Source organism: Methylobacterium nigriterrae, assembly GCF_037106235.1.
Classification (GTDB): domain Bacteria; phylum Pseudomonadota; class Alphaproteobacteria; order Rhizobiales; family Beijerinckiaceae; genus Methylobacterium; species Methylobacterium nigriterrae.
The window spans coordinates 239,629-261,540 of record NZ_JBAWTG010000001.1; the positions used below are offsets into that span (position 1 = coordinate 239,629).

At 71.6% G+C, this 21,912-nt stretch carries 19 protein-coding genes; 10 read left to right on the plus strand and 9 right to left on the minus strand.

The genetic code is table 11. The features are described 5' to 3' along the window. Positions 1 to 52 precede the first annotated feature (52 nt). The 4 genes from atpA to WDW90_RS01145 all read left to right on the plus strand — a co-directional run bounded on the left by atpA (position 53) and on the right by WDW90_RS01145 (position 4,806). Positions 53 to 1,582: a F0F1 ATP synthase subunit alpha gene (atpA, locus tag WDW90_RS01130; protein ID WP_336485407.1), complete on the plus strand. Its 1,530-nt coding sequence runs from the start codon at positions 53 to 55 to the stop codon at positions 1,580 to 1,582. Between the two features lie 182 nt (positions 1,583 to 1,764). Next, entirely contained in the window at positions 1,765 to 2,652 is an 888-nt protein-coding gene (locus WDW90_RS01135) for a F0F1 ATP synthase subunit gamma (protein ID WP_336485408.1), read from the plus strand. Positions 2,653 to 2,803: 151 nt separating this feature from the next. Then, positions 2,804 to 4,261 carry a F0F1 ATP synthase subunit beta gene (gene atpD, locus WDW90_RS01140; RefSeq protein ID WP_336485409.1) on the plus strand — a complete coding sequence of 486 codons (1,458 nt, stop codon included), beginning with the start codon at positions 2,804 to 2,806 and terminating at the stop codon, positions 4,259 to 4,261. Between the two features lie 143 nt (positions 4,262 to 4,404). Continuing rightward, the gene (locus tag WDW90_RS01145) at positions 4,405 to 4,806 is read left to right on the plus strand and encodes a F0F1 ATP synthase subunit epsilon (RefSeq protein ID WP_336485410.1); all 402 of its coding nucleotides are present in this window, start codon (positions 4,405 to 4,407) and stop codon (positions 4,804 to 4,806) included. Positions 4,807 to 4,855: 49 nt separating this feature from the next. Here WDW90_RS01145 and WDW90_RS01150 read toward each other — a convergent pair whose 3' ends face one another. The 5 genes from WDW90_RS01150 to WDW90_RS01170 form a co-directional block, all read right to left on the minus strand. Then, positions 4,856 to 6,115, minus strand: coding sequence for a CCA tRNA nucleotidyltransferase (locus WDW90_RS01150; protein WP_336485504.1), 1,260 nt, complete (start codon positions 6,113 to 6,115; stop codon positions 4,856 to 4,858). Further along, the gene (locus WDW90_RS01155; protein ID WP_336485411.1) at positions 6,115 to 6,372 is read right to left on the minus strand and encodes a DUF6111 family protein; all 258 of its coding nucleotides are present in this window, start codon (positions 6,370 to 6,372) and stop codon (positions 6,115 to 6,117) included. Before WDW90_RS01155 ends, WDW90_RS01150 begins: the two co-directional genes overlap by 1 nt. A gap of 37 nt (positions 6,373 to 6,409) precedes the next feature. Then, complete coding sequence (locus WDW90_RS01160) at positions 6,410 to 7,075, minus strand: CoA pyrophosphatase (protein ID WP_336485412.1); 666 nt, start codon at positions 7,073 to 7,075, stop codon at positions 6,410 to 6,412. Then, positions 7,072 to 7,665, minus strand: coding sequence for a DUF1285 domain-containing protein (locus tag WDW90_RS01165; protein ID WP_336485413.1), 594 nt, complete (start codon positions 7,663 to 7,665; stop codon positions 7,072 to 7,074). The genes WDW90_RS01160 and WDW90_RS01165 overlap by 4 nt, the downstream gene beginning before the upstream one ends. Before the next feature lie 76 nt (positions 7,666 to 7,741). Further along, on the minus strand, positions 7,742 to 8,179 hold the full coding sequence (locus tag WDW90_RS01170) for a PaaI family thioesterase (protein ID WP_336485414.1): 438 nt from the start codon (positions 8,177 to 8,179) through the stop codon (positions 7,742 to 7,744). Between the two features lie 249 nt (positions 8,180 to 8,428). Here WDW90_RS01170 and WDW90_RS01175 point away from each other — a divergent pair, with 249 nt between their 5' ends. The 4 genes from WDW90_RS01175 (at position 8,429) to WDW90_RS01190 (ending at position 15,376) form a co-directional block, all read left to right on the plus strand. After that, positions 8,429 to 9,433 (plus strand): AAA family ATPase, encoded by a 1,005-nt coding sequence (locus tag WDW90_RS01175; RefSeq protein WP_336485415.1) that lies wholly within the window; start codon positions 8,429 to 8,431, stop codon positions 9,431 to 9,433. Between the two features lie 3 nt (positions 9,434 to 9,436). Beyond that, positions 9,437 to 10,348 carry a DUF58 domain-containing protein gene (locus WDW90_RS01180; RefSeq protein ID WP_336485416.1) on the plus strand — a complete coding sequence of 304 codons (912 nt, stop codon included), beginning with the start codon at positions 9,437 to 9,439 and terminating at the stop codon, positions 10,346 to 10,348. A 10-nt stretch (positions 10,349 to 10,358) separates the two neighbouring features. Continuing rightward, the gene (locus WDW90_RS01185) at positions 10,359 to 13,196 is read left to right on the plus strand and encodes a DUF4159 domain-containing protein (RefSeq protein WP_336485417.1); all 2,838 of its coding nucleotides are present in this window, start codon (positions 10,359 to 10,361) and stop codon (positions 13,194 to 13,196) included. A 98-nt stretch (positions 13,197 to 13,294) separates the two neighbouring features. Further along, entirely contained in the window at positions 13,295 to 15,376 is a 2,082-nt protein-coding gene (locus WDW90_RS01190) for a hypothetical protein (protein WP_336485418.1), read from the plus strand. A gap of 33 nt (positions 15,377 to 15,409) precedes the next feature. Here the strand turns inward: WDW90_RS01190 and WDW90_RS01195 are convergent, their stop codons facing one another. Continuing rightward, positions 15,410 to 15,916, minus strand: a complete 507-nt coding sequence (locus tag WDW90_RS01195; RefSeq protein ID WP_336485419.1) for a GNAT family N-acetyltransferase — start codon at positions 15,914 to 15,916, stop codon at positions 15,410 to 15,412. A gap of 175 nt (positions 15,917 to 16,091) precedes the next feature. Between WDW90_RS01195 and WDW90_RS01200 the strand changes: the two genes are divergently transcribed. Continuing rightward, a complete protein-coding gene (locus WDW90_RS01200) occupies positions 16,092 to 16,424 on the plus strand; it encodes a type II toxin-antitoxin system RelE/ParE family toxin (RefSeq protein WP_336485420.1) in 333 nt (110 codons plus the stop codon). Next, entirely contained in the window at positions 16,415 to 16,753 is a 339-nt protein-coding gene (locus tag WDW90_RS01205; protein WP_336485505.1) for a helix-turn-helix domain-containing transcriptional regulator, read from the plus strand. The genes WDW90_RS01200 and WDW90_RS01205 overlap by 10 nt, the downstream gene beginning before the upstream one ends. 27 nt (positions 16,754 to 16,780) lie before the next feature. On the opposite strand, the gene WDW90_RS01210 is transcribed toward WDW90_RS01205, so the two are convergent. The 3 genes from WDW90_RS01210 to WDW90_RS01220 all read right to left on the minus strand — a co-directional run bounded on the left by WDW90_RS01210 (position 16,781) and on the right by WDW90_RS01220 (position 21,824). Next, a complete protein-coding gene (locus WDW90_RS01210; protein WP_336485421.1) occupies positions 16,781 to 17,884 on the minus strand; it encodes a microcin C ABC transporter permease YejB in 1,104 nt (367 codons plus the stop codon). A 110-nt stretch (positions 17,885 to 17,994) separates the two neighbouring features. After that, complete coding sequence (locus WDW90_RS01215) at positions 17,995 to 19,896, minus strand: extracellular solute-binding protein (protein WP_336485422.1); 1,902 nt, start codon at positions 19,894 to 19,896, stop codon at positions 17,995 to 17,997. Then, positions 19,893 to 21,824 carry an extracellular solute-binding protein gene (locus WDW90_RS01220; RefSeq protein WP_336485423.1) on the minus strand — a complete coding sequence of 644 codons (1,932 nt, stop codon included), beginning with the start codon at positions 21,822 to 21,824 and terminating at the stop codon, positions 19,893 to 19,895. The genes WDW90_RS01215 and WDW90_RS01220 overlap by 4 nt, the downstream gene beginning before the upstream one ends. Positions 21,825 to 21,912 lie beyond the last annotated feature (88 nt).

The following is a 21,912-nucleotide window of genomic DNA, read 5'->3' on the forward strand; positions in this document are numbered from 1 at the left end:
CGCAGCCCGCTCCCGTCCCTGACACCACACGTTTGAAGTAAGAGGCCCGACGATGGACATCCGCGCCGCCGAGATCTCCGCGATCCTGAAAGAGCAGATCAAGAACTTCGGCGAAGAGGCCGAGGTCACCGAGGTCGGCCAGGTCCTGTCCGTCGGCGACGGCATCGCCCGCGCCTACGGCCTCGACAACGTCCAGGCCGGCGAGATGGTCGAGTTCGAGTCGGGCGTGCGCGGCATGGCGCTCAACCTCGAGCAGGACAACGTCGGCATCGTGATCTTCGGCTCCGACCGCGAGATCAAGGAGGGCCAGACCGTCAAGCGCACCGGCGCCATCGTGGACGTGCCGGTCGGCAAGGGCCTGCTCGGCCGGGTCGTCGACGGCCTCGGCAACCCGATCGACGGCAAGGGCCCGATCGTCGCCGAGGAGCGCCGCCGCGTCGACGTCAAGGCGCCCGGCATCATCCCGCGCAAGTCCGTGCACGAGCCGATGGCGACGGGCCTCAAGGCCATCGACGCGCTCATCCCGGTCGGACGCGGCCAGCGCGAGCTGATCATCGGCGACCGCCAGACCGGCAAGACCGCGATCGCCCTCGACACGATCCTGAACCAGAAGCCCGCCCACCAGGGCACCGACGAGAAGGCCAAGCTCTACTGCGTCTACGTCGCGGTCGGCCAGAAGCGCTCCACCGTCGCCCAGTTCGTGAAGGTGCTGGAGGACCAGGGCGCGCTGGAATACTCCATCGTCATCGCCGCCACCGCCTCCGACGCCGCGCCGATGCAGTTCATCGCGCCCTTCTCGGGCTGCGCCATGGGCGAGTACTTCCGCGACAACGGCATGCACGCCGTGATCGTGTACGACGACCTCTCCAAACAGGCGGTGGCCTACCGCCAGATGTCGCTGCTGCTGCGCCGCCCGCCGGGCCGCGAGGCCTATCCGGGCGACGTGTTCTACCTGCACAGCCGCCTGCTCGAGCGCGCCGCCAAGATGGGCGACGCCGCCGGCGCCGGCTCGCTGACCGCGCTGCCCGTCATCGAGACCCAGGCCAACGACGTCTCGGCCTACATCCCGACGAACGTCATCTCGATCACCGACGGCCAGATCTTCCTCGAGACCGACCTGTTCTACCAGGGCATCCGCCCGGCGGTGAACGTCGGCCTCTCGGTCTCGCGCGTCGGCTCGGCGGCGCAGACCAAGGCGATGAAGAAGGTCGCCGGCAAGATCAAGGGCGAGCTCGCGCAGTACCGCGAGATGGCGGCCTTCGCGCAGTTCGGCTCGGACCTCGACGCCTCGACCCAGCAGCTCCTGAACCGCGGCTCGCGGCTCACCGAGCTCCTGAAGCAGCCGCAATTCTCGCCGCTGAAGATGGAGGAGCAGGTCGCGGTGATCTACGCGGGCGTCAACGGCTACCTCGACAAGCTGCCGCTCAACAAGGTGCGGGCCTTCGAGGATTCGCTGCTCTCGACGCTCCGCTCGAAGCACCAGGACCTGCTCACGGGCATCCGCGACTCGAAGGACCTCTCCGACGAGAACGCGGCCAAGCTGAAGGGTGTCGTCGAGGGCGTCGCCAAGACGATCAGCTGAAGGACGATCGGCTGATCGTCGTCCCTCCCCCCGGCGGGGAGGGATACGGGATCGAGGATCCCGCGTGGGGGTGGTGCCGCCCGAGGCTCGGCGCCTCCTGAACCATCCCCACCCCCGGCTTCTCCCCGCAAGGGGGAGGAGAGATTGCCCGAGTTGAACCGAACCGGCCTGGAAATCCCCCGATGGCGAGTTTGAAGGATCTGCGAAACCGCATCACCTCGGTGAAGGCGACGCAGAAGATCACCAAGGCGATGCAGATGGTCGCCGCCGCCAAGCTGCGGCGCGCCCAGAACGCCGCCGAGAGCGCGCGGCCCTACGCCGAGAAGATGGCGCAGGTGCTCGGCAACCTCGCCGGAAACCTCGTCGGCGGCGTCGGCGCCCCGCGCCTCCTCGCCGGCACGGGCGAGGACCGCACGCACCTGCTCGTCGTCTGCACGGCCGACCGCGGCCTCTGCGGCGCCTTCAACTCGTCGATCGCGCGCCTGGCCCGCGACCACGCCAACCGCCTGATGGCGGAGGGCAAGACAGTGAAGATCATGACCGTCGGCAAGAAGGGCCACGACATCCTGCGCCGCCAGTTCCGGCAGCAGATCATCGAGACCATGGACCTGCGCGGCAACAAGCCGGTCGATTACGAGTTCGCCTCCGAGATCGCCGAGAAGATCCTCGCGCGCTTCGATGCGGGCGAGTTCGACGTGGCGACGCTGTTCTATTCCGAGTTCCGCTCCGTCATCTCGCAGATCCCGACGGCCCAGAAGCTGATCCCGGCCGAACTGCCGGAAGGCGGCGAGAGCGCCACCGGCGCCCCGGCCGATTCCGCCATGGAGTTCGAGCCGAGCGAGGAGGCGATCCTGGCGACGCTCCTGCCGCGCAACCTCACCGTTCAGGTCTTCCGGGCGCTCCTCGAGAACGCGGCCTCGGAGCAGGGCTCACGCATGGGCGCCATGGACGCCGCCACCCGCAACGCGGGCGAGATGATCAAGAAGCAGACGCTGATCTACAACCGCACGCGCCAGGCCATGATCACCAAGGAACTGATCGAGATCATCTCGGGCGCCGAGGCTCTCTAGCGCGCTTTCCGCCAAAGTGGTTGCCGGTTTGGCGATCAGAAGGCGCGCTAAATCAATGGTTTGGAGCATTTTCCGTGATCCAAAAATCACGGAAAATGCTCTAGGAGCCGCCCGGACGCCCGCCCGCACAGAATCGAAGGACACGCACATCATGGCGAACACCGCTTCCCCCGCCGCCTCCAACAGGACCGGCCAGATCACCCAGGTCATCGGCCCCGTCGTCGACGTGCAGTTCGACGGTCATCTGCCGGAGATCCTGAACGCCCTCGAGACCAAGAACAACGGCGCCCGCCTCGTCCTCGAGGTGGCCCAGCAGCTCGGCGAGAACACCGTGCGCTGCGTCGCCATGGACACCTCGGAGGGTCTCGTTCGCGGCCAGGAGGTGACGGACACGGGTGAGCCCATCAAGGTGCCGGTCGGCGCCAACACGCTCGGCCGCATCATGAACGTCATCGGCGAGCCGATCGACGAGGCCGGTCCGATCGAGACCACCACCTTCCGGGCGATCCACCAGCCCGCCCCCTCCTACGCCGACCAGTCGACCGAGGCGCAGATCCTCGTGACCGGCATCAAGGTCGTGGACCTCCTCGCTCCATACGCCAAGGGCGGCAAGATCGGCCTGTTCGGCGGCGCCGGCGTCGGCAAGACCGTGCTGATCATGGAGCTGATCAACAACATCGCCAAGGCCCACTCGGGCTACTCGGTGTTCGCGGGCGTGGGCGAGCGGACCCGCGAGGGCAACGATCTCTACCACGAGATGATCGAGTCCAAGGTGAACATGGACCCGAAGGAGCATAACGGCTCGGCCGAGGGCTCGAAGTGCGCGCTGGTCTACGGCCAGATGAACGAGAGCCCCGGCGCCCGCTCGCGCGTCGCGCTCACCGGCCTCACCGTCGCCGAGCAGTTCCGCGACGAGGGCCAGGACGTGCTGTTCTTCGTCGACAACATCTTCCGCTTCACGCAGGCGGGCTCCGAGGTGTCGGCGCTTCTCGGCCGCATCCCGAGCGCCGTGGGTTACCAGCCGACGCTCGCCACCGACATGGGCGCCCTGCAGGAGCGCATCACCACCACGACCAAGGGCTCGATCACCTCGGTGCAGGCGATCTACGTGCCGGCCGACGACCTGACCGACCCGGCGCCCGCCGCCTCCTTCGCCCACCTCGACGCCACGACCGTGCTGTCGCGCTCGATCGCCGAGAAGGGCATCTACCCGGCGGTGGACCCGCTCGACTCAACCTCGCGCATGCTCTCGCCCGCGATCCTCGGCGAAGAGCATTACGAGGTCGCCCGCCGCGTCCAGCAGACCCTGCAGCGCTACAAGGCGCTCCAGGACATCATCGCGATCCTGGGCATGGACGAGCTGTCGGAAGAGGACAAGCTGTCGGTGGCCCGCGCCCGCAAGATCGAGCGCTTCCTGAGCCAGCCCTTCCACGTGGCCGAGGTCTTCACGGGCTCGCCGGGCAAGCTCGTCGCTCTCGAGGACACCATCAAGGGCTTCAAGGGCCTGGTGAACGGCGAGTTCGACGACCTGCCCGAGGCCGCCTTCTACATGGTCGGCACCATCGAGGAGGCCAAGGAGAAGGCCAAGAAGCTCTCGGCGGCCGCGTAACGGGGCCTCGCCCCTCTCCCTTGCGGGGAGGGGAAAAGGGGTGACGGTGGCGCCGATTGAAGCTCAGCGGCGCCTCCCGCTCCACCCTCACTTCCCGCTCCTCCCCGCCAGGGGAGGAGAGCTTCCGAAGAGATCCTGATCCGATGGCCACCTTCCAGTTCGATTTCGTCGGCCCCGAGCGGACGCTGTATTCCGGCGAGGTCGAGGCCGTTCAGCTGCCCGGCACCGAGGGCGAGATGACGGTCCTGCCCGGCCACGCCCCGGTCCTCACCTCGCTGAAGGTCGGCGTGATCGTGGTCACCGAGCGCCAGAACAGCGGCAAGCGCATCCTGGTCCGCGGCGGCTTCGCCGATATCGGCCCGACCGGCGTCACCGTCATCGCCGAGCGCGCGGCCCCGATCGAGGAGGTCACGCCCGCCTCGATCGACCGCGACATCGAGGCGGTCGAGCTGCAGCGCGACGCCACCGAGGATCTGCAGAAGCGCGAGGAACTCAACGCGCAGATCACGCAGCTCCAGGAAACCAAGGTGGCGCTCAACTTCTGAAGCGTCCGCCGCTCGGTACGATGTCTTGACGAGACCCGCCGGTCCCGCCTCAGGCGGGGCCGGCGGGTTTTTCGTCGGCGGCGGCGAGCGCCGCGGCGACGAGGACCGCGCGGGCGCCCGCATCCACCGGGCAGCCCTGTTCCAGCCAGAGCCTGCGCGCAGCCGCGAGAGCCCGGCCGATCCCGGGACCGGGGGCAAGGCCCCGCGCTACGAGATCCGCGCCCGTGACCGGCAGCACCGGCCGCCGTGCCCCGGGAGCCAGCAAGGCGTCGAGCGCGGCGCGCGCGCCGGGCGTCGGAACGGGCCGCGGCTCGCCCGCGAGAATCACCAGGGTGGCGGCGAGCGTCGCGGGCCCGTGCTCGGCGGCCAGCGCCCGCATCGCATCGGGCGCGATCGTCTCGCGCCCGTGCAGGGCGGCGAGGGCGCGGGCCTGCGCGAGAAGGCCGGCATGCTCGGCATTGGCGAGCCGCAGGGCCTCGCGCAGCCGGTCGGCGTCGGCCTCGCTCTGGACGGCGAGTGCTGCGAGCCGGCCGATCGCCGCTTGACCGGCCGCGATGCTGCGGCCGAGCCGTCCGAGTTCCGCGACGCCGCCGGTCAGGCGCTGCAGCAGGCCGGTCTCGCTCAGGGTCTCGACCGCCGCGAGCGCGCCGGGCGCCGCCAGGAGCTTCAGGAACTCCGCGCGCACGCGCTCGCGCGAGAGCCCGTCGAGGCTGCCGCGGGCCCGGATGCAGGCGGAGAGCCCGGCCGGATCCGGCGCGGCCCGTCCGTAGCGGGCATGGAAGCGGAAGAAGCGCAGGATGCGCAGGGCATCCTCGCGGATGCGGGTCGCGGGCTCGCCGATGAAGCGCACGCGGCCGGCCGCGAGATCCTCGACGCCGCCCGTCGTGTCGTGGAGCCGCCCGTCCGCCCCGAGCGAGAGGGCGTTGACGGTGAAGTCGCGCCGCTCGGCATCCTGCGCGAAGTCGCGGCCGAAGCGCACCACGGCGTGGCGCCCGTCGGTCTCGACATCCTCCCGCAGGGTCGTGACCTCGAAGGGCGCTCCCTCCACCACCACCGTGATCGTGCCGTGCTCGATGCCCGTCGGGACCGCCTTGAGTCCCGCCGCCTCGGCGCGCGCGCGCGTCGCCTCCGGCAGCAGGGTCGTGGCGAGGTCGATGTCGGAGACGTCGCGTCCGAGGAGCGCGTCGCGCACGCAGCCGCCGACGAGGCGCGTCTCCTCGCCGGGCGTCTCGAGGGCCGCCAGAACTGTCGCGACGCCGGGCCGCGACAGGAGCCTGCGCAGGCCCGCCTCGTCGAGGGATCGGGCCATCATCGGAACCGGCCCGGCACGAGGCGGCCGTTCTCCATATGGGCCGGCACGTAGCCGTCGGCATGGCGCTCCGAGAACAGGCCCGTGAGCACGAGCGAGGCGATCACGACGGCGAGGCCGGCCAGCACGAGCCGGAAGACCTGCGCATCCCAGTGCACCCGGTGCAGCGGGTTGCGGCCGACGAGCACGAGGTAGCCGAAGAAGAGGAGGAACGGCAGGAGGAAGAGGGCGAGCTCCTCCAGGACGCTGCGCAGCATGGCACCCGATCATCCGGGCGGGCGGAAGGCCCGCAGATTACAGACATATGCGCTCGTAGAGGTTGTGCAGGATGCCCGCGGTGACGCCCCAGATCATGCGCTCGCCGAAGGGCAGCGCGTAGAAATGGCGCGTGCGGCCCTGCCAGAGCCGCGACTTCAGCTCGTAGCGCGCCGGGTCCATCAGGTGGGCGAGCGGCACCTCGAAGATCTCCGCGACCTCTTCCGGGTTCGGCGCGAGCCGGACCTCGCCCTCGATCAGCCCGATCACTGGGGTCACGAGGAAGCCGGTGGCCGAGAGATAGGGATCGAGATAGCCGAGGGGCCGCACGTCCGAGGGCGCGAGCCCGATCTCCTCCTCGGCCTCGCGCAGGGCCGCGGCGAGCGGCGTCGGGTCGGCCGGGTCGATCTTGCCGCCCGGGAAGGCGACCTGCCCCGAATGGTCGCGCAGGTGCAGGGCCCGCTTCGTCAGAAGGAGCGAGAGCGGGCCGCCGCGCGCCACCACCGGCACCAGCACGGCGGCCCGGCGGTGCGGTTCCGGCGGCGCCACGGCGTCGCCGGCCGGGTCGAGGCTGTGGTCGCCGCGTGGATTCGAGAGCCGGTCGCCCGGGCCCGGTGGATCCTGCGCCAGCCGCGCGGACGCCCGCGCCAGGAAATCGGCGCGCGGGTCGTGCGCGCCGGGGGCGATCGCCTGCGCCGCGCTCATGCGGCCTCGGCGGGGGCGATCGGGTGGAACCTGCCGGCGGCCGCGAGCCCGAACCAGCGGGTGCCGTCGACGTCGCGCTCCTCGCCCATCCCGGCGAGGTCGTAGGCGAGCGCGCGCGTCAGCAGCGCCCAGAGGCCGCGCCGGACATGGATGTAGGGGCGGAACCCACCCTCCCGATCCGCCTCGAAGCGCAGGCCGTGCTCGGCATCGAGGGGCACGAGGTCGTCGACATTCGTCCGGAAGCCGATGCGCCGCGCCTCGCCCGCGCCGTCCACCGCCATCTCGACGGCGACGAAGGGGGCGTCGTCGACCCGGATGCCGACGCGCTCCACCGGCGTGACGAGGACGATGCGCCCGTCCGCCTCGCGCCGCAGGATCGAGGCGAACAGCTTGACGAGGGCCGGGCGCCGGATCGGCGATCCGTTGTGGAACCAGGTGCCGTCGGCGGCGATCCGCATGTCGATCTCGCCGCAATAGGGTGGGTTCCAGTCCTCGACGGGCGGCTGCCCGCGCCTCGGCAGCCCGCCGAGCGCCGCGCTCAGGCGGCTCAGGGTCGGGTCGGGCGGAGCTTCGGAGGCGTCGGCGGTCATGGCTGCATCAGATAGGGCGCGGCCGGCGCTGGCAATCCGCGGCGCGGTGCGGCGGGGCGGTCGAAGGCGGGCACCGTCACGCCTGCGGCCGCCGCCGCAGGATCTTCCAGATCCCGGTCGCGGCACCGACGAGGCGCTCGCCGGCCGTCAGCTCGGTCCGCATGAAGACGAGCGAGCCGGTGCGCCGCGTCACCTGCGGCCGCGCCTCGATCCAGTCGCCGATGCGGCCCGCGCCGATGAACTGCATCTGCATCTCGATCGTGACGCAGTTCGCGCCCTCGGCCGCCTGCATGGCAGTGACGCCGAGCGCCCGGTCGGCGAAGGTCATCAGCATGCCGCCCTGCACGACGCCGATCAGGTTGGCGTGCTTGGGCCGGGCCAGGAAGGCGTAGGCGCCGTCAGCGGCGCGGTGATGGACGGGGCCGACGAGATCGATGAAGCCGGTATCGGCGACGATCTCCCAGCCGGCGCGGACGGGATCGGCGGGCGGGCCCGCGTCGTCGATGCGTTGCATGGCTCCTCGGCAGGGATCCTCGAACGGGATCCTCGAACGGGATCCTGGGCATGAATCCTGGTTAAGCGCGGCAGCGGATCCGATCAACCGCGGGCGCCGGGCGGCGGCCCCGGGGCGGCGTCATGGGCCCGAGAGCCCTGCGGCGACACTGACCTTGCCAGCCCGCCTCAAAGGGCGCCACACTCCGCGGCCTCGGACACCCCCTGACCGCAGGCCCGTTCCGGGTCGCGAGAGACGGAAGCGACACGCATGACGCATGGCTCCGCGCCGGCCACCAGCCTCGACGACGGCATCGTCGCGGCCGCAGAATCCTGCCTCGCCGCGGTCGGCCAGGCCCGGGAGGCGATCCACGGCGTGATCTTCGGCCAGGAGCGGGTGGTCGACCTCGCCCTCGTGACGATCCTGTCGGGCGGACACGGGCTCCTCGTCGGCCTGCCGGGCCTGGCCAAGACCAAGCTCGTCGAGACGCTGGGCACCGTGCTCGGCCTCGATGCGCGGCGCGTGCAGTTCACCCCCGACCTGATGCCCTCGGACATCCTCGGCACCGAGATCCTCGACGAGGATGCCGAGCGCCGTCGCTCCTTCCGCTTCGTGAAGGGCCCGGTCTTCACGCAGCTCCTGATGGCCGACGAGATCAACCGCGCGAGCCCCCGCACGCAGTCGGCGCTCCTCCAGGCGATGCAGGAGCATTTCGTGTCGGTGGCGGGCGAGCGCCACGACCTGCCGCGCCCCTTCCACGTCCTGGCGACCCAGAACCCGATCGAGCAGGAGGGTACCTATCCGCTGCCCGAGGCGCAGCTCGACCGCTTCCTCCTGGAGATCGACGTCGGCTATCCCGACCGTGCCGCCGAGCGCCGCATCCTGATCGAGACGACCGGCGTCGAGGAGAGCCGCGCCCGGTCCGTGATGACGACGGACGCCCTCCTCGCGGCGCAGCGCCTCGTGCGGCGCCTGCCGGTGGGCGAGGCGGTCATCGACGCGATCCTCGACCTCGTGCGCTCGGCCCGGCCCGACAGCGGCGACCCGCTGGTGAAGGGCAAGCTGCTCTGGGGACCCGGCCCCCGCGCCAGCCAGGCGCTGACGCTCGCGGTGCGCGCCCGCGCCCTGATCGAGGGCCGCGTCGCCCCCTCGATCGCCGACGTGAAGGCGCTGGCCGAGCCGGTGCTCAAGCACCGCATGGCGCTGAGCTTCGCGGCGCGCGCCGACGGAGAGACCGTGCCGGGCCTCATCACGCAGCTCGCGGGCAAGCTCTAGCGGATGGCCGCGCGGATCTCCGGCGCCGCCGAGCGCGTCCCACAGCGGCGGGAGACCGAGAGCGCCCTGTCGCTGGCTGAGCGGATGCCCCGCCTCGTGCTGGAGGCGCGCCGCGTCTCGACCACCCTCGCGCACGGGCTGCACGGCCGCCGGCGGGCGGGGCCGGGCGAGAGCTTCTGGCAGTTCCGGCCCTTCGTCACCGGCGAGGCGGCCGCCCGCATCGACTGGCGCCGCTCCGCCCGCGACGACCGGCTCTACGTGCGCGAGCGCGAGTGGGAGGCCGCCCACAATATCTGGTTCTGGATCGACCGCTCGGCCTCGATGGGCTTCACCTCCGACCTCGCGCTCGCCCCGAAGGTGGAGCGGGCGCTCGTGCTCGGCCTCGCGCTCGCCGACACGCTGGTGGAGAGCGGCGAGCGCACCGGGCTCCTCGGCCTCACCCGGCCGACCGCCTCGCGCCGCATCATCGAGACCATGGCGCAGGCCCTCGCGGGAGACGAGGCCGGGCTCGAGGCCGACCTGCCGCCCCGCGCCGCGCCGGGCCGCTTCGACGAGGCGATCCTGATCAGCGATTTCCTGACGCCGCTCAGGGCGGTGGAGGGCACGGTGCGCACGCTCTCGGGCCACGGCACCCGCGGCCACCTCGTGCTCGTGGTCGATCCGGTCGAGGAGACCTTCCCGTTCGCGGGACAGGCCGTGCTGCACGACCTCGAATCGCGCTTCAGCCTCGACGTCGGCGACGCCGCCGCCTGGGGCGAGGCCTACCGGACGCGGATCGCCGCCCACCGCGACGGTCTCTCGGAGATCGCCCGCGGCCAGGGCTGGACGCTCACCGTGCATCGCACCGACCGGCCCGCGAGCGAGGCGGCGCTTCGCCTTCTCACGCTCGTCTCCGCCGCCCGCGGCACCGGCTGAGGAGGGCGACGTGCTCGGACCCCTGACCTTCGCCGCCCCCTTCGCCCTCGCGGCGCTCGTCGCCCTGCCGGCCCTGTGGTTCCTGCTGCGGGTGACGCCGCCGCGCCCGCGCCGGATCGACTTCCCGCCGCTGAAGCTCGTCGCCGACCTGCTGCCCCAGCGCGAGACCCCGGCCCGTACGCCGCCCTGGCTGCTGATCCTCAGGATCCTGGCGGCGGCCGCCCTCATCCTCGCGGTGTCGGGGCCGGTCTGGAACCCGGCCGGCATCGGGGCGAATGGCGGGCGCACGCCGCTCCTCCTGATGATCGACAACGGCTTCGCGGCCGCCCACGACTGGCGCGAGCGCCTGCGGGTGGCCACCGACGCCGTCGAGGGCGCCGCCCGCGACGGGCGCCCGGTGGCCATCCTAGCGACCGCCGACCCGGCCGCGGCCTTCGAGGCCAAGACCCCGGCCGCGGCCCTCGAGCGGCTGCGCGCGGTGGCGCCGCGCCCGCATCCCGGCGACCGCGCCGTCCACCTGCCGGCGATCGGCACCTTCCTCGAGCGGGTTTCCGGCTCCGGCATCGTCTGGATCAGCGACGGCGTCGCCGGCACGGGGGAGGGCGCCTTCGCCCGGGACCTCGAAGCCCTCGCGGCCCGCAACGGCGCGGCGCTGACGATCCTCAAGGCCGACCAGCCGCCGGCGCTCGCGCTCACCGGGGCCGAGGCCGGCGACCGCCTGTCGGCCCACGTCCTGCGGGCGGCACCGAACGGGCGCGATGCCGGCCTGGTGCGGGCCCTCGACCTGAAGGGGCTGCCGCTCGCCGAGCACGATTTCCGCTTCGGCAACGGGGCCACCGAGGCCGAGATCGCCTTCGAGCTGCCGGTCGAGCTGCGCAACGCCATCGCGCGGCTCGAGATCGCGGGCGAGCGCTCGGCCGGGGCCGTCACCCTGATGGACGAGCGCGGCAAGCGCCGCCGCGTCGGCCTCGTCTTCGGCGGCACCAGCGATCAGGCGCAGCCGCTCCTGGCGCCGACCTACTACCTCGCCAAGGCGCTCACGCCCTTCGCGGACGTGCAGGAGCCGCGCGGCGCCAAGGGCACGGCCGAATCGATCGGCCAGCTCCTCGACAACCAGGTCTCGGTCCTGGTCCTGGCCGATGTCGGCGCGATGGACGAGCAGACGCTCGCCCGCGTCACGAAGTTCGTCGATGCCGGCGGCCTGCTCCTGCGCTTCGCCGGGCCCCGGCTCGCCGCCGGCAACGATCCGCTCGTGCCGGTGCACCTGCGCCGGGGCGGCCGGACCCTCGGCGGCACCCTGTCCTGGGACAGCCCCAAGACCTTCGCGCCCTTCGCGCCCGAGAGCCCCTTCGCGGGCCTCCTGCCGCCGGCCGATATCGGCGTGCGCCGCCAGATCCTGGCCGAGCCCGACGGCGACCTGCCGAGCCGCACCTGGGCCTCGCTGCAGGACGGCACGCCGATCGTCACGGCCGAGAAGCGGGGGCGGGGGCAGGGGCTCGTGGTCCTGTTCCACGTCACCGCCGACACCACTTGGTCGAACCTGCCGCTCTCGGGCCTGTTCATCGACATGCTGCGCCGGGTCGTGGGGCTTGCCGGCACCGCCGCGGCGCCGGCAGGCGACGGCGGCCCCCGCCCGGCCGCCGCGATCCTCGCGCCGCGCCTGACGCTCGACGGCTTCGGCGCGCTCGGCAGCCCGCCGGCCGGGGCCACCGCGGTCTCGGCCGATTACGGCGACCGCGCCACCCCCGAGCACCCGCCGGGCTTCTACGGACCTGCCGACGGCGGCATCGCCGTGAACGCGCTCAAGCCGGACGACCGCCTGACGCCCCTCGACCTCGCGAGCGTCGCCGGCGCCCGGGTCGGCTCGCTCGCCGGCGCCGAGACCCTTGACCTCAGGGCCTTCCTCTTCACCCTGGCGCTGATGCTGCTCGTCCTCGACACGCTCGCCGGCCTCTGGCTCGGCGGCTTCCTCAGCCGTTCGCCCGGCGGCCTGATCGGGCGCCTCGGCGGCCGGCCGGCGGCCCTGGCGCTCGCGGCGATCGCGCTCTCGGCGATGCTCGCGGACGGGCCCGCCCGCGCGCAGGAGCCGCCGGCCAACCGCCCGAACGGCTTCGAATCGGCCCTCGTGACGCGCCTCGCCTACGTCATCACCGGCGATGCGGCGATCGACGAGGCGAGCCGGGCCGGGCTCACCGGCCTCACCCAGATGCTCGCCACCCGCACGGCGCTCGAGCCGGGCGAGCCCGCGGGCCTCGACCCGGCCAAGGACGAGCTGGCCTTCTATCCGCTGATCTATTGGCCGATCGCCCCGAACCGGCCGCAGCCGGGCGAGGCCGCGATCCGACGCATCGACGCCTTCATGCGCAACGGCGGCACCGTGCTGTTCGACACCCGCGACGGACTCACCGCCCGCCCCGGCGCCGCGCCGACGCCGGAGGCCGCCTACCTGCGCAAGATGCTCGGAACCCTCGAAGTGCCCGAGCTCGAGCCCGTGCCCCTCGACCACGTTCTCACCAAGGCCTTCTACCTCGTCGACACCTTCCCGGGCCGCTACGGCACCGGCCAGACCTGGGTCGAGGCGCTGCCGCCGGCAGCCGAGGGCGCCGAGCGCCGCCCCGCCCGCGCTGGCGACGGCGTCAGTCCCATCATCATCACGGGCAACGACCTCGCGGCCGCCTGGGCGGTCGGGCGCCGGGGCGAGGCGCTCTATCCGGTCGTCGGCGGCGACCAGCGCCAGCGCGAGATGGCCTTCCGGGGCGGCATCAACATCGTGATGTACACGCTGACCGGCAACTACAAGGCCGACCAGGTCCACGTGCCGGCCCTGCTGGAGCGGCTCGGCCAGTGAGCGATCCTTCAGCCAAGACTGCTGCGCATCCCAACTCCCCGCCCCACTCCCCGCGCGGGGAGTGGGGCCCTCGCGCCGATCACTGAAGGCCCCGCCCCATGCTGAGCCTCAGCTTCACGCCCCTCCTGCCCTGGCCGGCGCTCGCCGGGCTCGGAATCCTCGCCGCGCTGTTCTGCCTCCTCGCCTTCGCGGCGCGCGGGCGCACGGCCGTCCTGCGCGCGCTCGTGCTGGCGCTCGTGCTCGCGGCGCTCGCCAACCCCGCTCTGGTGCGCGAGGACCGCGAGCCGGTGAAGGACATCGCCGCCGTGGTGGTGGACCGCTCGGGCTCGCAGAGCCTCGGCGACCGGCCGGCCATGACCGATCAGGTCCGGGCCGAGCTGCAGCGCCGGTTCGGGGCGCTCAGCAACATCGAGCCCCGCTTCATCGACGTGCCGGATGCCCGCGACGGCGACGACGGCACCAAGCTGTTCACCGCGCTCGGCCAGGCGCTGGCCGACGTGCCCCCGGAGCGCCTGGCGGGCGTCGTGATGCTGACCGACGGCGTCGTGCACGACATCCCGGCCTCGCTCGCCGGGCTCGGCATCAAGGCGCCGCTCCATGTCCTGGTGACCGGCCACGCCGATGAGCGCGACCGGCAGATCAAGCTCATCGAGGCCCCCCGCTTCGGCATCGTCGGCCGCGACCTCGCGATCCGGGCCGAGGTGATGGAGCGCGGCGGCACCGGCAACGCCGTCGTCACGGTGCGGCGCGACGGCGAGCAGATCGGCCGGCGCAGCGTCCCGACCGGCCAGCCCTTCAGCCTCACCACCCGGATCGAGCACGGCGGCCCGAACGTCGTCGAGATCGAGGTCGAGCCGCTGCCGGGCGAATTGACGACGATCAACAACCGCGCGGTCCTGCCCATCGAGGGGATCCGCGAGAAGCTGCGGGTGCTGCTCGTCTCGGGCGAGCCGCACCAGGGCGAGCGCACCTGGCGCAACCTCCTGAAGTCGGACGCCAACGTCGACCTCGTGCACTTCACCATCCTGCGCCCGCCCGAGAAGCAGGACGGCACCCCGATCTCGGAACTCTCGCTGATCGCCTTCCCGACCCGCGAGCTGTTCGTCCAGAAGATCAAGGATTTCGACCTCATCATCTTCGACCGCTACGCCAACCAGAGCGTGCTGCCCTCGGCCTATTTCGACAACATCGTCCGCTACGTGCACGACGGCGGCGCGCTCCTGATCGCGGCGGGACCGGAATTCGCCTCGTCGTCGAGCCTCGCCCGCACCCGCCTCGCGTCGATCCTGCCGGGCGACCCGAACGGGCGCGTGGTGGAGCGGCCCTACAAGGCGGCGCTCACCCAGACGGGCGCCCGCCATCCCGTCACCCGGGCGCTGCCGGGCTCGGACGCGAAGCCTCCGGCCTGGGGCGACTGGCTGCGGATCGTCTCGGCCCAGACCCGGCCCGGCATCCAGCCGATCCTGTCGGGCGCCGACAGCCTGCCGCTGCTCGCGCTCTCGCGCGAGGACAAGGGCCGGGTCGCGCTGCTCCTGTCCGATCATGCCTGGCTGTGGGCGCGCGGCTACCAGGAGGGCGGCCCCTATCTCGACCTGCTGCGCCGCCTCGCCCACTGGCTGATGAAGGAGCCGGCGCTGGAGGAGGAGGCTCTGCGCGCCCAGATGACCGGCCACGGCCGCGAGGTCAGGGTCGAGCGCCAGACCATGGCGGAGACGACCGACCCGGTCACCGTGACGGGGCCGACCGGCAACGCCCGCACCCTGACGCTCGCCCAGGCCGAGCCCGGCCTGTTCTCGGCGACCTTCGAGGCGGGCGAGCTCGGCCTGCACACCCTGCGCTCGGGCAACCTCGTGGCCTTCGTGAGCGTCGGCCCGGCCAACCCGCGCGAGCTTGCCGACGTGTTCAGCGACACCGAGCGCCTGAAGCCGGTGGCGGACGCCTCCGGCGGCTCGATCCGCCGGGTGGCGGATGCGGGCGGCCTCAGCGTGCCGCGGCTCCAGAGCGTGCGCAGCGGCCGTCTCAGCGGCGCCGACTGGATCGGCTTCCGCCCGAGCGACAGCGCCAATATCCGGGGCGTCGAGGTCTACCCGCTGGCGCTCGGCCTCGCGGCGCTCGCCGCGCTCGCCGCCGCCGTCCTGGCGATGTGGCTGGTGGAGGGACGGCGGGGACGTTCGGCCTGAGGACCGGCCAGCCGCGCCGGTCCGCGCCCGGACCTACCGTTCCACGGCCGGCCGCACGCTTCCCCGGATGCGCGCGCGCGCGCCCTCCGTCAGTTCGAGCCAGAGGAAGCGGGCCGGGTCGACGGGCCCGGGCAGGGTCAGGCGCCCCGCCGGCACCGGCTCGAAGCCGAAGCGGCGGTAATAGGGCGCGTCGCCCACCAGGATGATGAGGCCGTGGCCGCCGGCCCGCGCGGCCGCGAGGCTCGCCTCCATCAGGGCCGAGCCGATGCCGCGCCCGTCGAAGCTCGGATCGACCGTCAGCGGGCCGAGGACGAGGAGCGGCTCGTCGTCGGCGAGCACCGGGCCGACGCGGATCGAACCGACGAGGTAGGTGCCGACGAGGGCCGTGAAGCTGAGGGCGGCCAGATGCGGCACGCCCTCGCGCAGGCGGTAGGTCGTGCGCGCGAAGCGGCCGGGCCCGAAGGTGCGCGCGTGCAGGCGCTCGATCGCCGGCCCGTCGTCGGGATGCTCGGGACGGATGACGAGGGAGAGCGGGGACACGATGGATTCCGAGGGACTTCGCGCCCGATAGCAGCGGGCGCGCCGGCCTGCAAATCGTGATCTCACGAAACGGCGAGGCGATGCCGTGGCGGCGGACAAGGGCCCTCCGCGTGATCATCATCACCGGTCGCTCGCTTGAAAGCGAGCAAATAGTAACATATATGGTACTATATGGATGCGGATCGCGGAGTTCGTGGATGAGCGGGGTGTCAGCCCCTTCGCCGCTTGGTTCGATCGTCTCGATCCCCACTCGGCCGCGAAGGTTACCGTCGCGCTCACGCGGATCGAGCAGGGTAACCTGTCGAATGTGAAATCGGTGGGCGGCGGCGTGTCGGAGATCCGCCTCGACTTCGGCCCGGGCTACCGACTGTATGTCGGACGCGATGGCGACTGCCTGATCATTCTTCTGGCCGGCGGAACCAAGCGGCGGCAGCAGCAGGACATCATCAAGGCGCAAGCACGATGGGCGCAATACAGGCAAGCGAAGAAGGACAGCCGATGGCACTGACCCGAAGCTTCATGGAAACCGTCAAGGCGCGCATGGACCGCGACCCGGCGTTCCGCGATGCGCTGCTGGCTGAGGCCGTCGATCAGTTCCTGCTCGGAGATCTGGCCACCGGCAAGGCGCTGTTGCGCGACACCGTCAATGCAACGATCGGCTTCGAGCGCTTGGCCACCGCGACGGGCTCCTCGTCAAAGAGCCTGATGCGCATGCTCGGGCCGGCCGGCAATCCGACTGCCAGCAACCTGTTCGCGATCCTGCGCGCCGTGCAGGAGGAAATCGGCGTGCGGCTCGAGGCGATCGCGAGGCCGCGGCGCGTCACCGAGCCGGCCTGAAAGCCTCCGTCCGCTTCGCCCCCGCCCTCACGTCGCCCGCGCCGAGAAGTCGATGCGGGGGTCGATCCAGACGTAGATCATGTCGGAGAGGAGGTTCACCGCGAGGCCGAGCAGCGAGAAGATGTACAGGGTCGCGAACACGACCGGGTAGTCGCGGCCGACGATCGACTGGAAGGAGAGGAGGCCGAGCCCGTCGAGGCTGAAGATCGTCTCGATCAGGAGCGAGCCCGTGAAGAAGGCCGAGATGAAGGCGCCGGGGAAGCCCGCCACCACGATCAGCATGGCGTTGCGGAAGACGTGGCCGTAGAGCACGCGGCGCTCGCTGAGGCCCTTCATGCGGGCGGTGAGCACGTATTGCTTGCGGATCTCGTCGAGGAACGAGTTCTTGGTGAGCAGCGTCGAGGTCGCGAAGGCGCCGATCACGAGCGCGGTCAGAGGCAGCACCATGTGCCAGGCGTAGTCGGCGGCCTTCTGGGCGAGCGTGAAGCTCTCCCAGCCCTCGCTGGTGAGGCCGCGCAGGGGAAAGATCTGCAGGAACGAGCCGCCCGCGAGCAGGATGATCAGCATCAGGCCGAACAGGAAGCCGGGAATCGCGTAGCCGATGATGACCACGAACGAGGTCCAGACGTCGAAGCGCGAGCCGTCCCTGACGGCCTTGCGGATGCCGAGCGGGATCGAGATCGCGTAGGACAGGAGCGTCATCCAGAGGCCGAGCGAGATCGAGACCGGCAGCCGCTCGCGGATCAGCTGCAGCACGCTGACATCGCGGAAATAGCTGCGGCCGAAATCGAACCGGGCATAGTCCCACAGCATCTTGGCGAAGCGCTCGGGCGCCGGCCGGTCGAAGCCGAACTGCTGCTCCAGCTTGGCGATGAATTCGGGGCTCAATCCCTGCGCGCCCCTGTACTTCGCGTTGGCCTCGCCGCCGCGGTTCGTCGCCATGCCGCCGCCGAGGTCGCCCGCGCCGCCGGTCACCCGCGAGAGGGCGCCGTCGCCCTGGCCCTGCAGCTGCGCCAGCACCCGCTCGACGGGGCCGCCGGGGGCGAACTGCACGATCGCGAAGGTGATCAGCATGATCCCGAACAGGGTCGGGATCATCAGGGCGATGCGGCGCAGGACGTAGTTGAGCATGGCCTGCCCCTAGAGCACGATGCAAAGAAGCGGAATCCGGTTCTCCGGACTCATCGTGCGACCACAATAAGATGGAGCATGCTGCCGTTTCCGCGACAGTGCAGCATGCTCTAGTTCCGGCCGATGTTGCGCGCCCGGTCGGCCTCGAACCACCAGACGTTCGGCACCCCGAGCCCGTATCTCGGCCCCTGCGCGGGACGCCCGTAGACGTCCCAGAGGGCGAGCCGGTGCGAGCCCGAGTACCACATCGGCACCCAGTAGCGGCCGGCCCGCAGGCAGCGGTCGAGGGCTCGGCAGGCGGTGACGAGCTCGGACCGGGATCGCGCATTGGCGACCCGGTCGAGCAGCGTATCGACGGCCGGGCTCGCGATGCCGGCGAGGTTGTTCGACCCCTGCGTCCCGGCCGCGCGCGCGCCGTAGGCCTCGCGCAGCTCGGGTCCCGGCGTCAGGCCGCTGGTGAAGCGGCGCGAGGTCAGATCGAAGTCGAAGTCCTTCAGCCGCGACTGGTACTGCGCCGGGTCGATCTGCCGGATCGTGCCCTTGATGCCGATGAGGCCGAGATTGCGGATGAAGGGGTGGGTGTGCGGCTCCAGCGCCGGGTCGGTGTCCAGGAACTCGATCTCGAGCGGCCTGCCGCCCGGCAGGCGGACGGTGCCGCCCTCGCGGGTGCAGCCGGCCTCGCGCAGGAGGGCGACGGCGCGGCTCAGCATCGCCCGGTCCTGGCCGGACCCGTCCGAGACCGCCGGCATCCAGGCCGGGCCGAACACCTCGGCGGGCAGGTCCGCGCGCAGCGGGTCGAGCAGCGCCAGCTCCTCGGGCGAGGGCGCGCCCGTGGCCTTGAGGTCGGAATTCTCGAAGAACGAGGCCGTGCGCGCGTAGGCGCCGTACATCAGGTTCCGGTTGGTCCACTCGAAATCGAAGCAGAGGCCGATCGCCTCGCGCACCCGCGCATCGCGAAAGGCCTCGCGCCGGGTGTTGATCCACCAGCCCTGCGTGCCGGACGGCGTCGCGTCGGGGATCGTCCGGCGCACGACGCGGCCCTCCGCCACGGCCGGGAAGTCGTAGCCCGTGGCCCAGACGCGCGCCGTGAACTCCTCCCGGAAGGTGAAGGCGCCGCTCTTGAACGCCTCGAAGGCGACCTGCCGGTCGCGGAAGTACTCGTACCGGATCGCATCGAAATTGTGCTGGCCGACATTCACCGGCAGGTCCGCGGCCCAGTAGTCGCGCACCCTCTCGAGCTCGATGAAGCGCCCGACATCGAGTCGCCCGACCTGATAGGGGCCGGAGCCGAGCGGCGGCTCGAGCGTCGAGGCCTCGAAATCGCGGCCCGCGTAGTAGTCGGCGGAGAAGACCGGCAAGGTCGCGACGACGAGCGGCAGGTCGCGGCTGCGGCCGGGGGCGAAGCTGACGATGACGGTCTCGTCGTCCGGCGCCAGCGCGTCCGTCATGTCGCGGATCACCTGCGCGATCTCGGGATGGCCCTTCTCGCGCAGAAGCTTCAGCGAGACGGCGACGTCGCGCGCGGTCAGGCGGGTGCCGTCGTGGAAGCGGGCCTGCGGGCGCAGCCGGAACGTGTAGGCGAGCCCATCCTCGCTGACCTCGACCGCGCGGGCGAGAAGGCCGTAGAGCGCGTCCGGCTCGTCGAGCGCCCGCACCATCAGACTGTCGAAGGTCAGGTTCATGCCCGCCGCGCCCTCGCCGCGCAGGACGTAGACGTTGAGCGTATTGAAGGTGTTGAGCGACTGGTTGCCGAAGGTGCCGGAGAGCTGGGCCGAGTAGCGGCCGCCCTTGGGAGCCGCCGGGTTCACGTAGTCGAAGTTCGGGAAGTCGGCCGGGTATTTCAGCTCGCCGAAGCTCGACAGGCCGTGCGCGCTCCGCGCCGGCTCGGCGGCGCCCCGGACGGGCAGGCAGGCGGCGCCCGCGAGCGCGCCCGCGCCGAGCACGAGGTCGCGCCGGCTCGGCGCGAGGCTGCGCCGGCCCGAGGTGAGGCTGCGCCGGCCCGGGCCGCTCAACGGGGCGCTCCCGTCTTGGCGGCGAGCGCCTCGTCGTACCACCACGTCGTCGGGAAGCCGGAGCTGCCGTATTGCGGCAGGAGCGCGGGGTGGCTGAAGCGGTTCCAGCGCAGGGTCCGGGAGACGTTCGAGGCCCATTGCGGCACCACGAAATTGTGGGCGAGCAGCACGCGGTCGAGCGCGTGGGTCGCCGCGATCACGCCCGGCCGATCCTTGGCGAAGATCACCCCCTCGACGAGCGCGTCGATGGCCGGGTCCTTGATCCCCGCGATGTTGCGCGATCCCGGCCGGTCGGCCGAGGCCGAGCCCCAGAACTCGCGCTGCTCGTTGCCGGGCGAGAGCGATTCCGGCCAGGAGCTCGTGGTGATGTCGAACTCGAAGGCGCGCATCCGGTTCTGGTACTGCGCCTGGTCGATCACCCTGAGCGTCGAGTCGATGCCGATCAGCCGCAGCTGCGCGGCGAAGGGCAGGATCACCCGCTCGAACACGTTCTGGAATTCCAGGAACTCCACCGTGAGGGGCTCGCCGGTCTTCGCGTTGACCATCTTGCCGCCGCGCAGCTCGTAGCCGGCCTCGCGCAGGAGCTTGACCGCCTCGCGCAGGTTCGCCCGCACCGCCTCCGGCGTGTCGTTGACGGGGTTCCGGTAGGGCGTGGTGAGGACGGAGGCCGGGATCTTGTCCTTCAGGCCCTCGAGGATCGCCTTCTCGTCGCCCTCCGGCAGGCCCGAGGAGGCGAGTTCGGAGCCGAAATAGTAGGAGTCGATGCGCTTGTAGAGGCCGTAGAACAGGGCCCGGTTCATCTCCTCGAAGTTCATCGCGAGGTTGAAGGCGCGCCGCACTCGCTCGTCCTTGAACTTGTCCCGGCGCAGGTTGAACACGAAGGCCTGCATGTTGCCGTTGCCGCGGTCGGGGAATTCCTCCTTGACGAGGCGGCCCTCCTTGACGGCCGGGAAGTCGTCGTAGGCGGTGGCCCAGTTGCGGGCGATGTTCTCGGCGCGGAAATCGTAGAGGTCGCCCTTGAGCGCCTCCACCAGCACCGTCGCGTCGCGAAAATACTCGTTGCGGATCGTGCCGAGGTTGTTGCGCCCGGCATTCACCGGCAGGTCCTTGCCCCAGTAATCGGGCACGCGCTCGTAGGTCGCCGAGCGGCCGGGATCGAACTTGGCGAGGCGGTAGGGGCCGGAGCCGAGCGGGATCTCCAGCGTCGTCTCGGTGGGGCTGCGCGCCTTGCCGGCGGCGTCCTTGCCCGTCCACCAGTGCTTGGGCAGCACGCGCAACTGCCCGAGCACCTGAGGCAATTCGCGGTTGCCGGTCTCCGCGAAGGCGAAGGTCACCTCGCGCGGGCCCGTCGCCTCGGCCTTCGAGACGTTGTGGTAATAGGCCGCGTAGAACGGGCTGTTCTCCTTCAGGACGGTGAAGGACCAGATCACGTCCTCGGGCGTCACGGGCGTCCCGTCGTGCCAGCGGGCGTTCTCACGCAGGCGGTACGAGACGGACGAGAGATCGGGCGCCACCCGCACCGCCTCGGCGAGGAGCCCGTAGGAGGTGAAGGGCTCGTCGAGGGATTCCGTCATCAGCGTGTCGTAGACGAGCAGGATCCCGCCCTCGAGGTCGCCCTTCAGGCCCGACACGACGAGGTTGAAATTGTCGAAGCCGCCCTGGGCGCCGAGCCGCACGAGGCCGCCCTTCGGGGCGTCCGGGTTGGCGTAGTCGAAATGCGTGAAGCCGGCCTTGTACTTCGGCTCGCCCATCAGGGTGATGGCATGCGCCCAAGCACCCGAGGGCGCGGCGAGCGCCGCGGCCGGGGCGGCCGCGTCGGGCGCCGCGCGTGCCGGAAGCCCGAGTGAGGCGACGGCGAGCGTCGCGGCGAGGAGGCGTCCGATCACGGCCTGTGCTGTCACGGTCTGGCGATCTCCCGATTCCGTCATCGGCTCCGCGCGGCGGGGCCGGGCGACGTTCTAGGACGGCGGGGAGGCGCACGCCAAGCCGTCGCGTGCGCGCAGGGTGTCGAGGATG

Coding starts and splice junctions, on each gene's coding strand:
- WDW90_RS01205 (WP_336485505.1), top strand. CDS start 16,415: ATGGCACTGACCCGAAGCTTCATGGAAACCGTCAAGGCGCGCATGGAC.
- WDW90_RS01200 (WP_336485420.1), top strand. CDS start 16,092: ATGCGGATCGCGGAGTTCGTGGATGAGCGGGGTGTCAGCCCCTTCGCC.
- WDW90_RS01160 (WP_336485412.1), bottom strand. CDS start 7,075: ATGAGCGCGGCGCAGGCGATCGCCCCCGGCGCGCACGACCCGCGCGCC.
- WDW90_RS01175 (WP_336485415.1), top strand. CDS start 8,429: ATGACGCATGGCTCCGCGCCGGCCACCAGCCTCGACGACGGCATCGTC.
- WDW90_RS01145 (WP_336485410.1), top strand. CDS start 4,405: ATGGCCACCTTCCAGTTCGATTTCGTCGGCCCCGAGCGGACGCTGTAT.
- WDW90_RS01210 (WP_336485421.1), bottom strand. CDS start 17,884: ATGCTCAACTACGTCCTGCGCCGCATCGCCCTGATGATCCCGACCCTG.
- WDW90_RS01170 (WP_336485414.1), bottom strand. CDS start 8,179: ATGCAACGCATCGACGACGCGGGCCCGCCCGCCGATCCCGTCCGCGCC.
- WDW90_RS01150 (WP_336485504.1), bottom strand. CDS start 6,115: ATGGCCCGATCCCTCGACGAGGCGGGCCTGCGCAGGCTCCTGTCGCGG.
- WDW90_RS01165 (WP_336485413.1), bottom strand. CDS start 7,665: ATGACCGCCGACGCCTCCGAAGCTCCGCCCGACCCGACCCTGAGCCGC.
- WDW90_RS01220 (WP_336485423.1), bottom strand. CDS start 21,824: ATGACGGAATCGGGAGATCGCCAGACCGTGACAGCACAGGCCGTGATC.
- WDW90_RS01180 (WP_336485416.1), top strand. CDS start 9,437: ATGGCCGCGCGGATCTCCGGCGCCGCCGAGCGCGTCCCACAGCGGCGG.
- WDW90_RS01155 (WP_336485411.1), bottom strand. CDS start 6,372: ATGCTGCGCAGCGTCCTGGAGGAGCTCGCCCTCTTCCTCCTGCCGTTC.
- WDW90_RS01190 (WP_336485418.1), top strand. CDS start 13,295: ATGCTGAGCCTCAGCTTCACGCCCCTCCTGCCCTGGCCGGCGCTCGCC.
- WDW90_RS01135 (WP_336485408.1), top strand. CDS start 1,765: ATGGCGAGTTTGAAGGATCTGCGAAACCGCATCACCTCGGTGAAGGCG.
- atpD (WP_336485409.1), top strand. CDS start 2,804: ATGGCGAACACCGCTTCCCCCGCCGCCTCCAACAGGACCGGCCAGATC.
- atpA (WP_336485407.1), top strand. CDS start 53: ATGGACATCCGCGCCGCCGAGATCTCCGCGATCCTGAAAGAGCAGATC.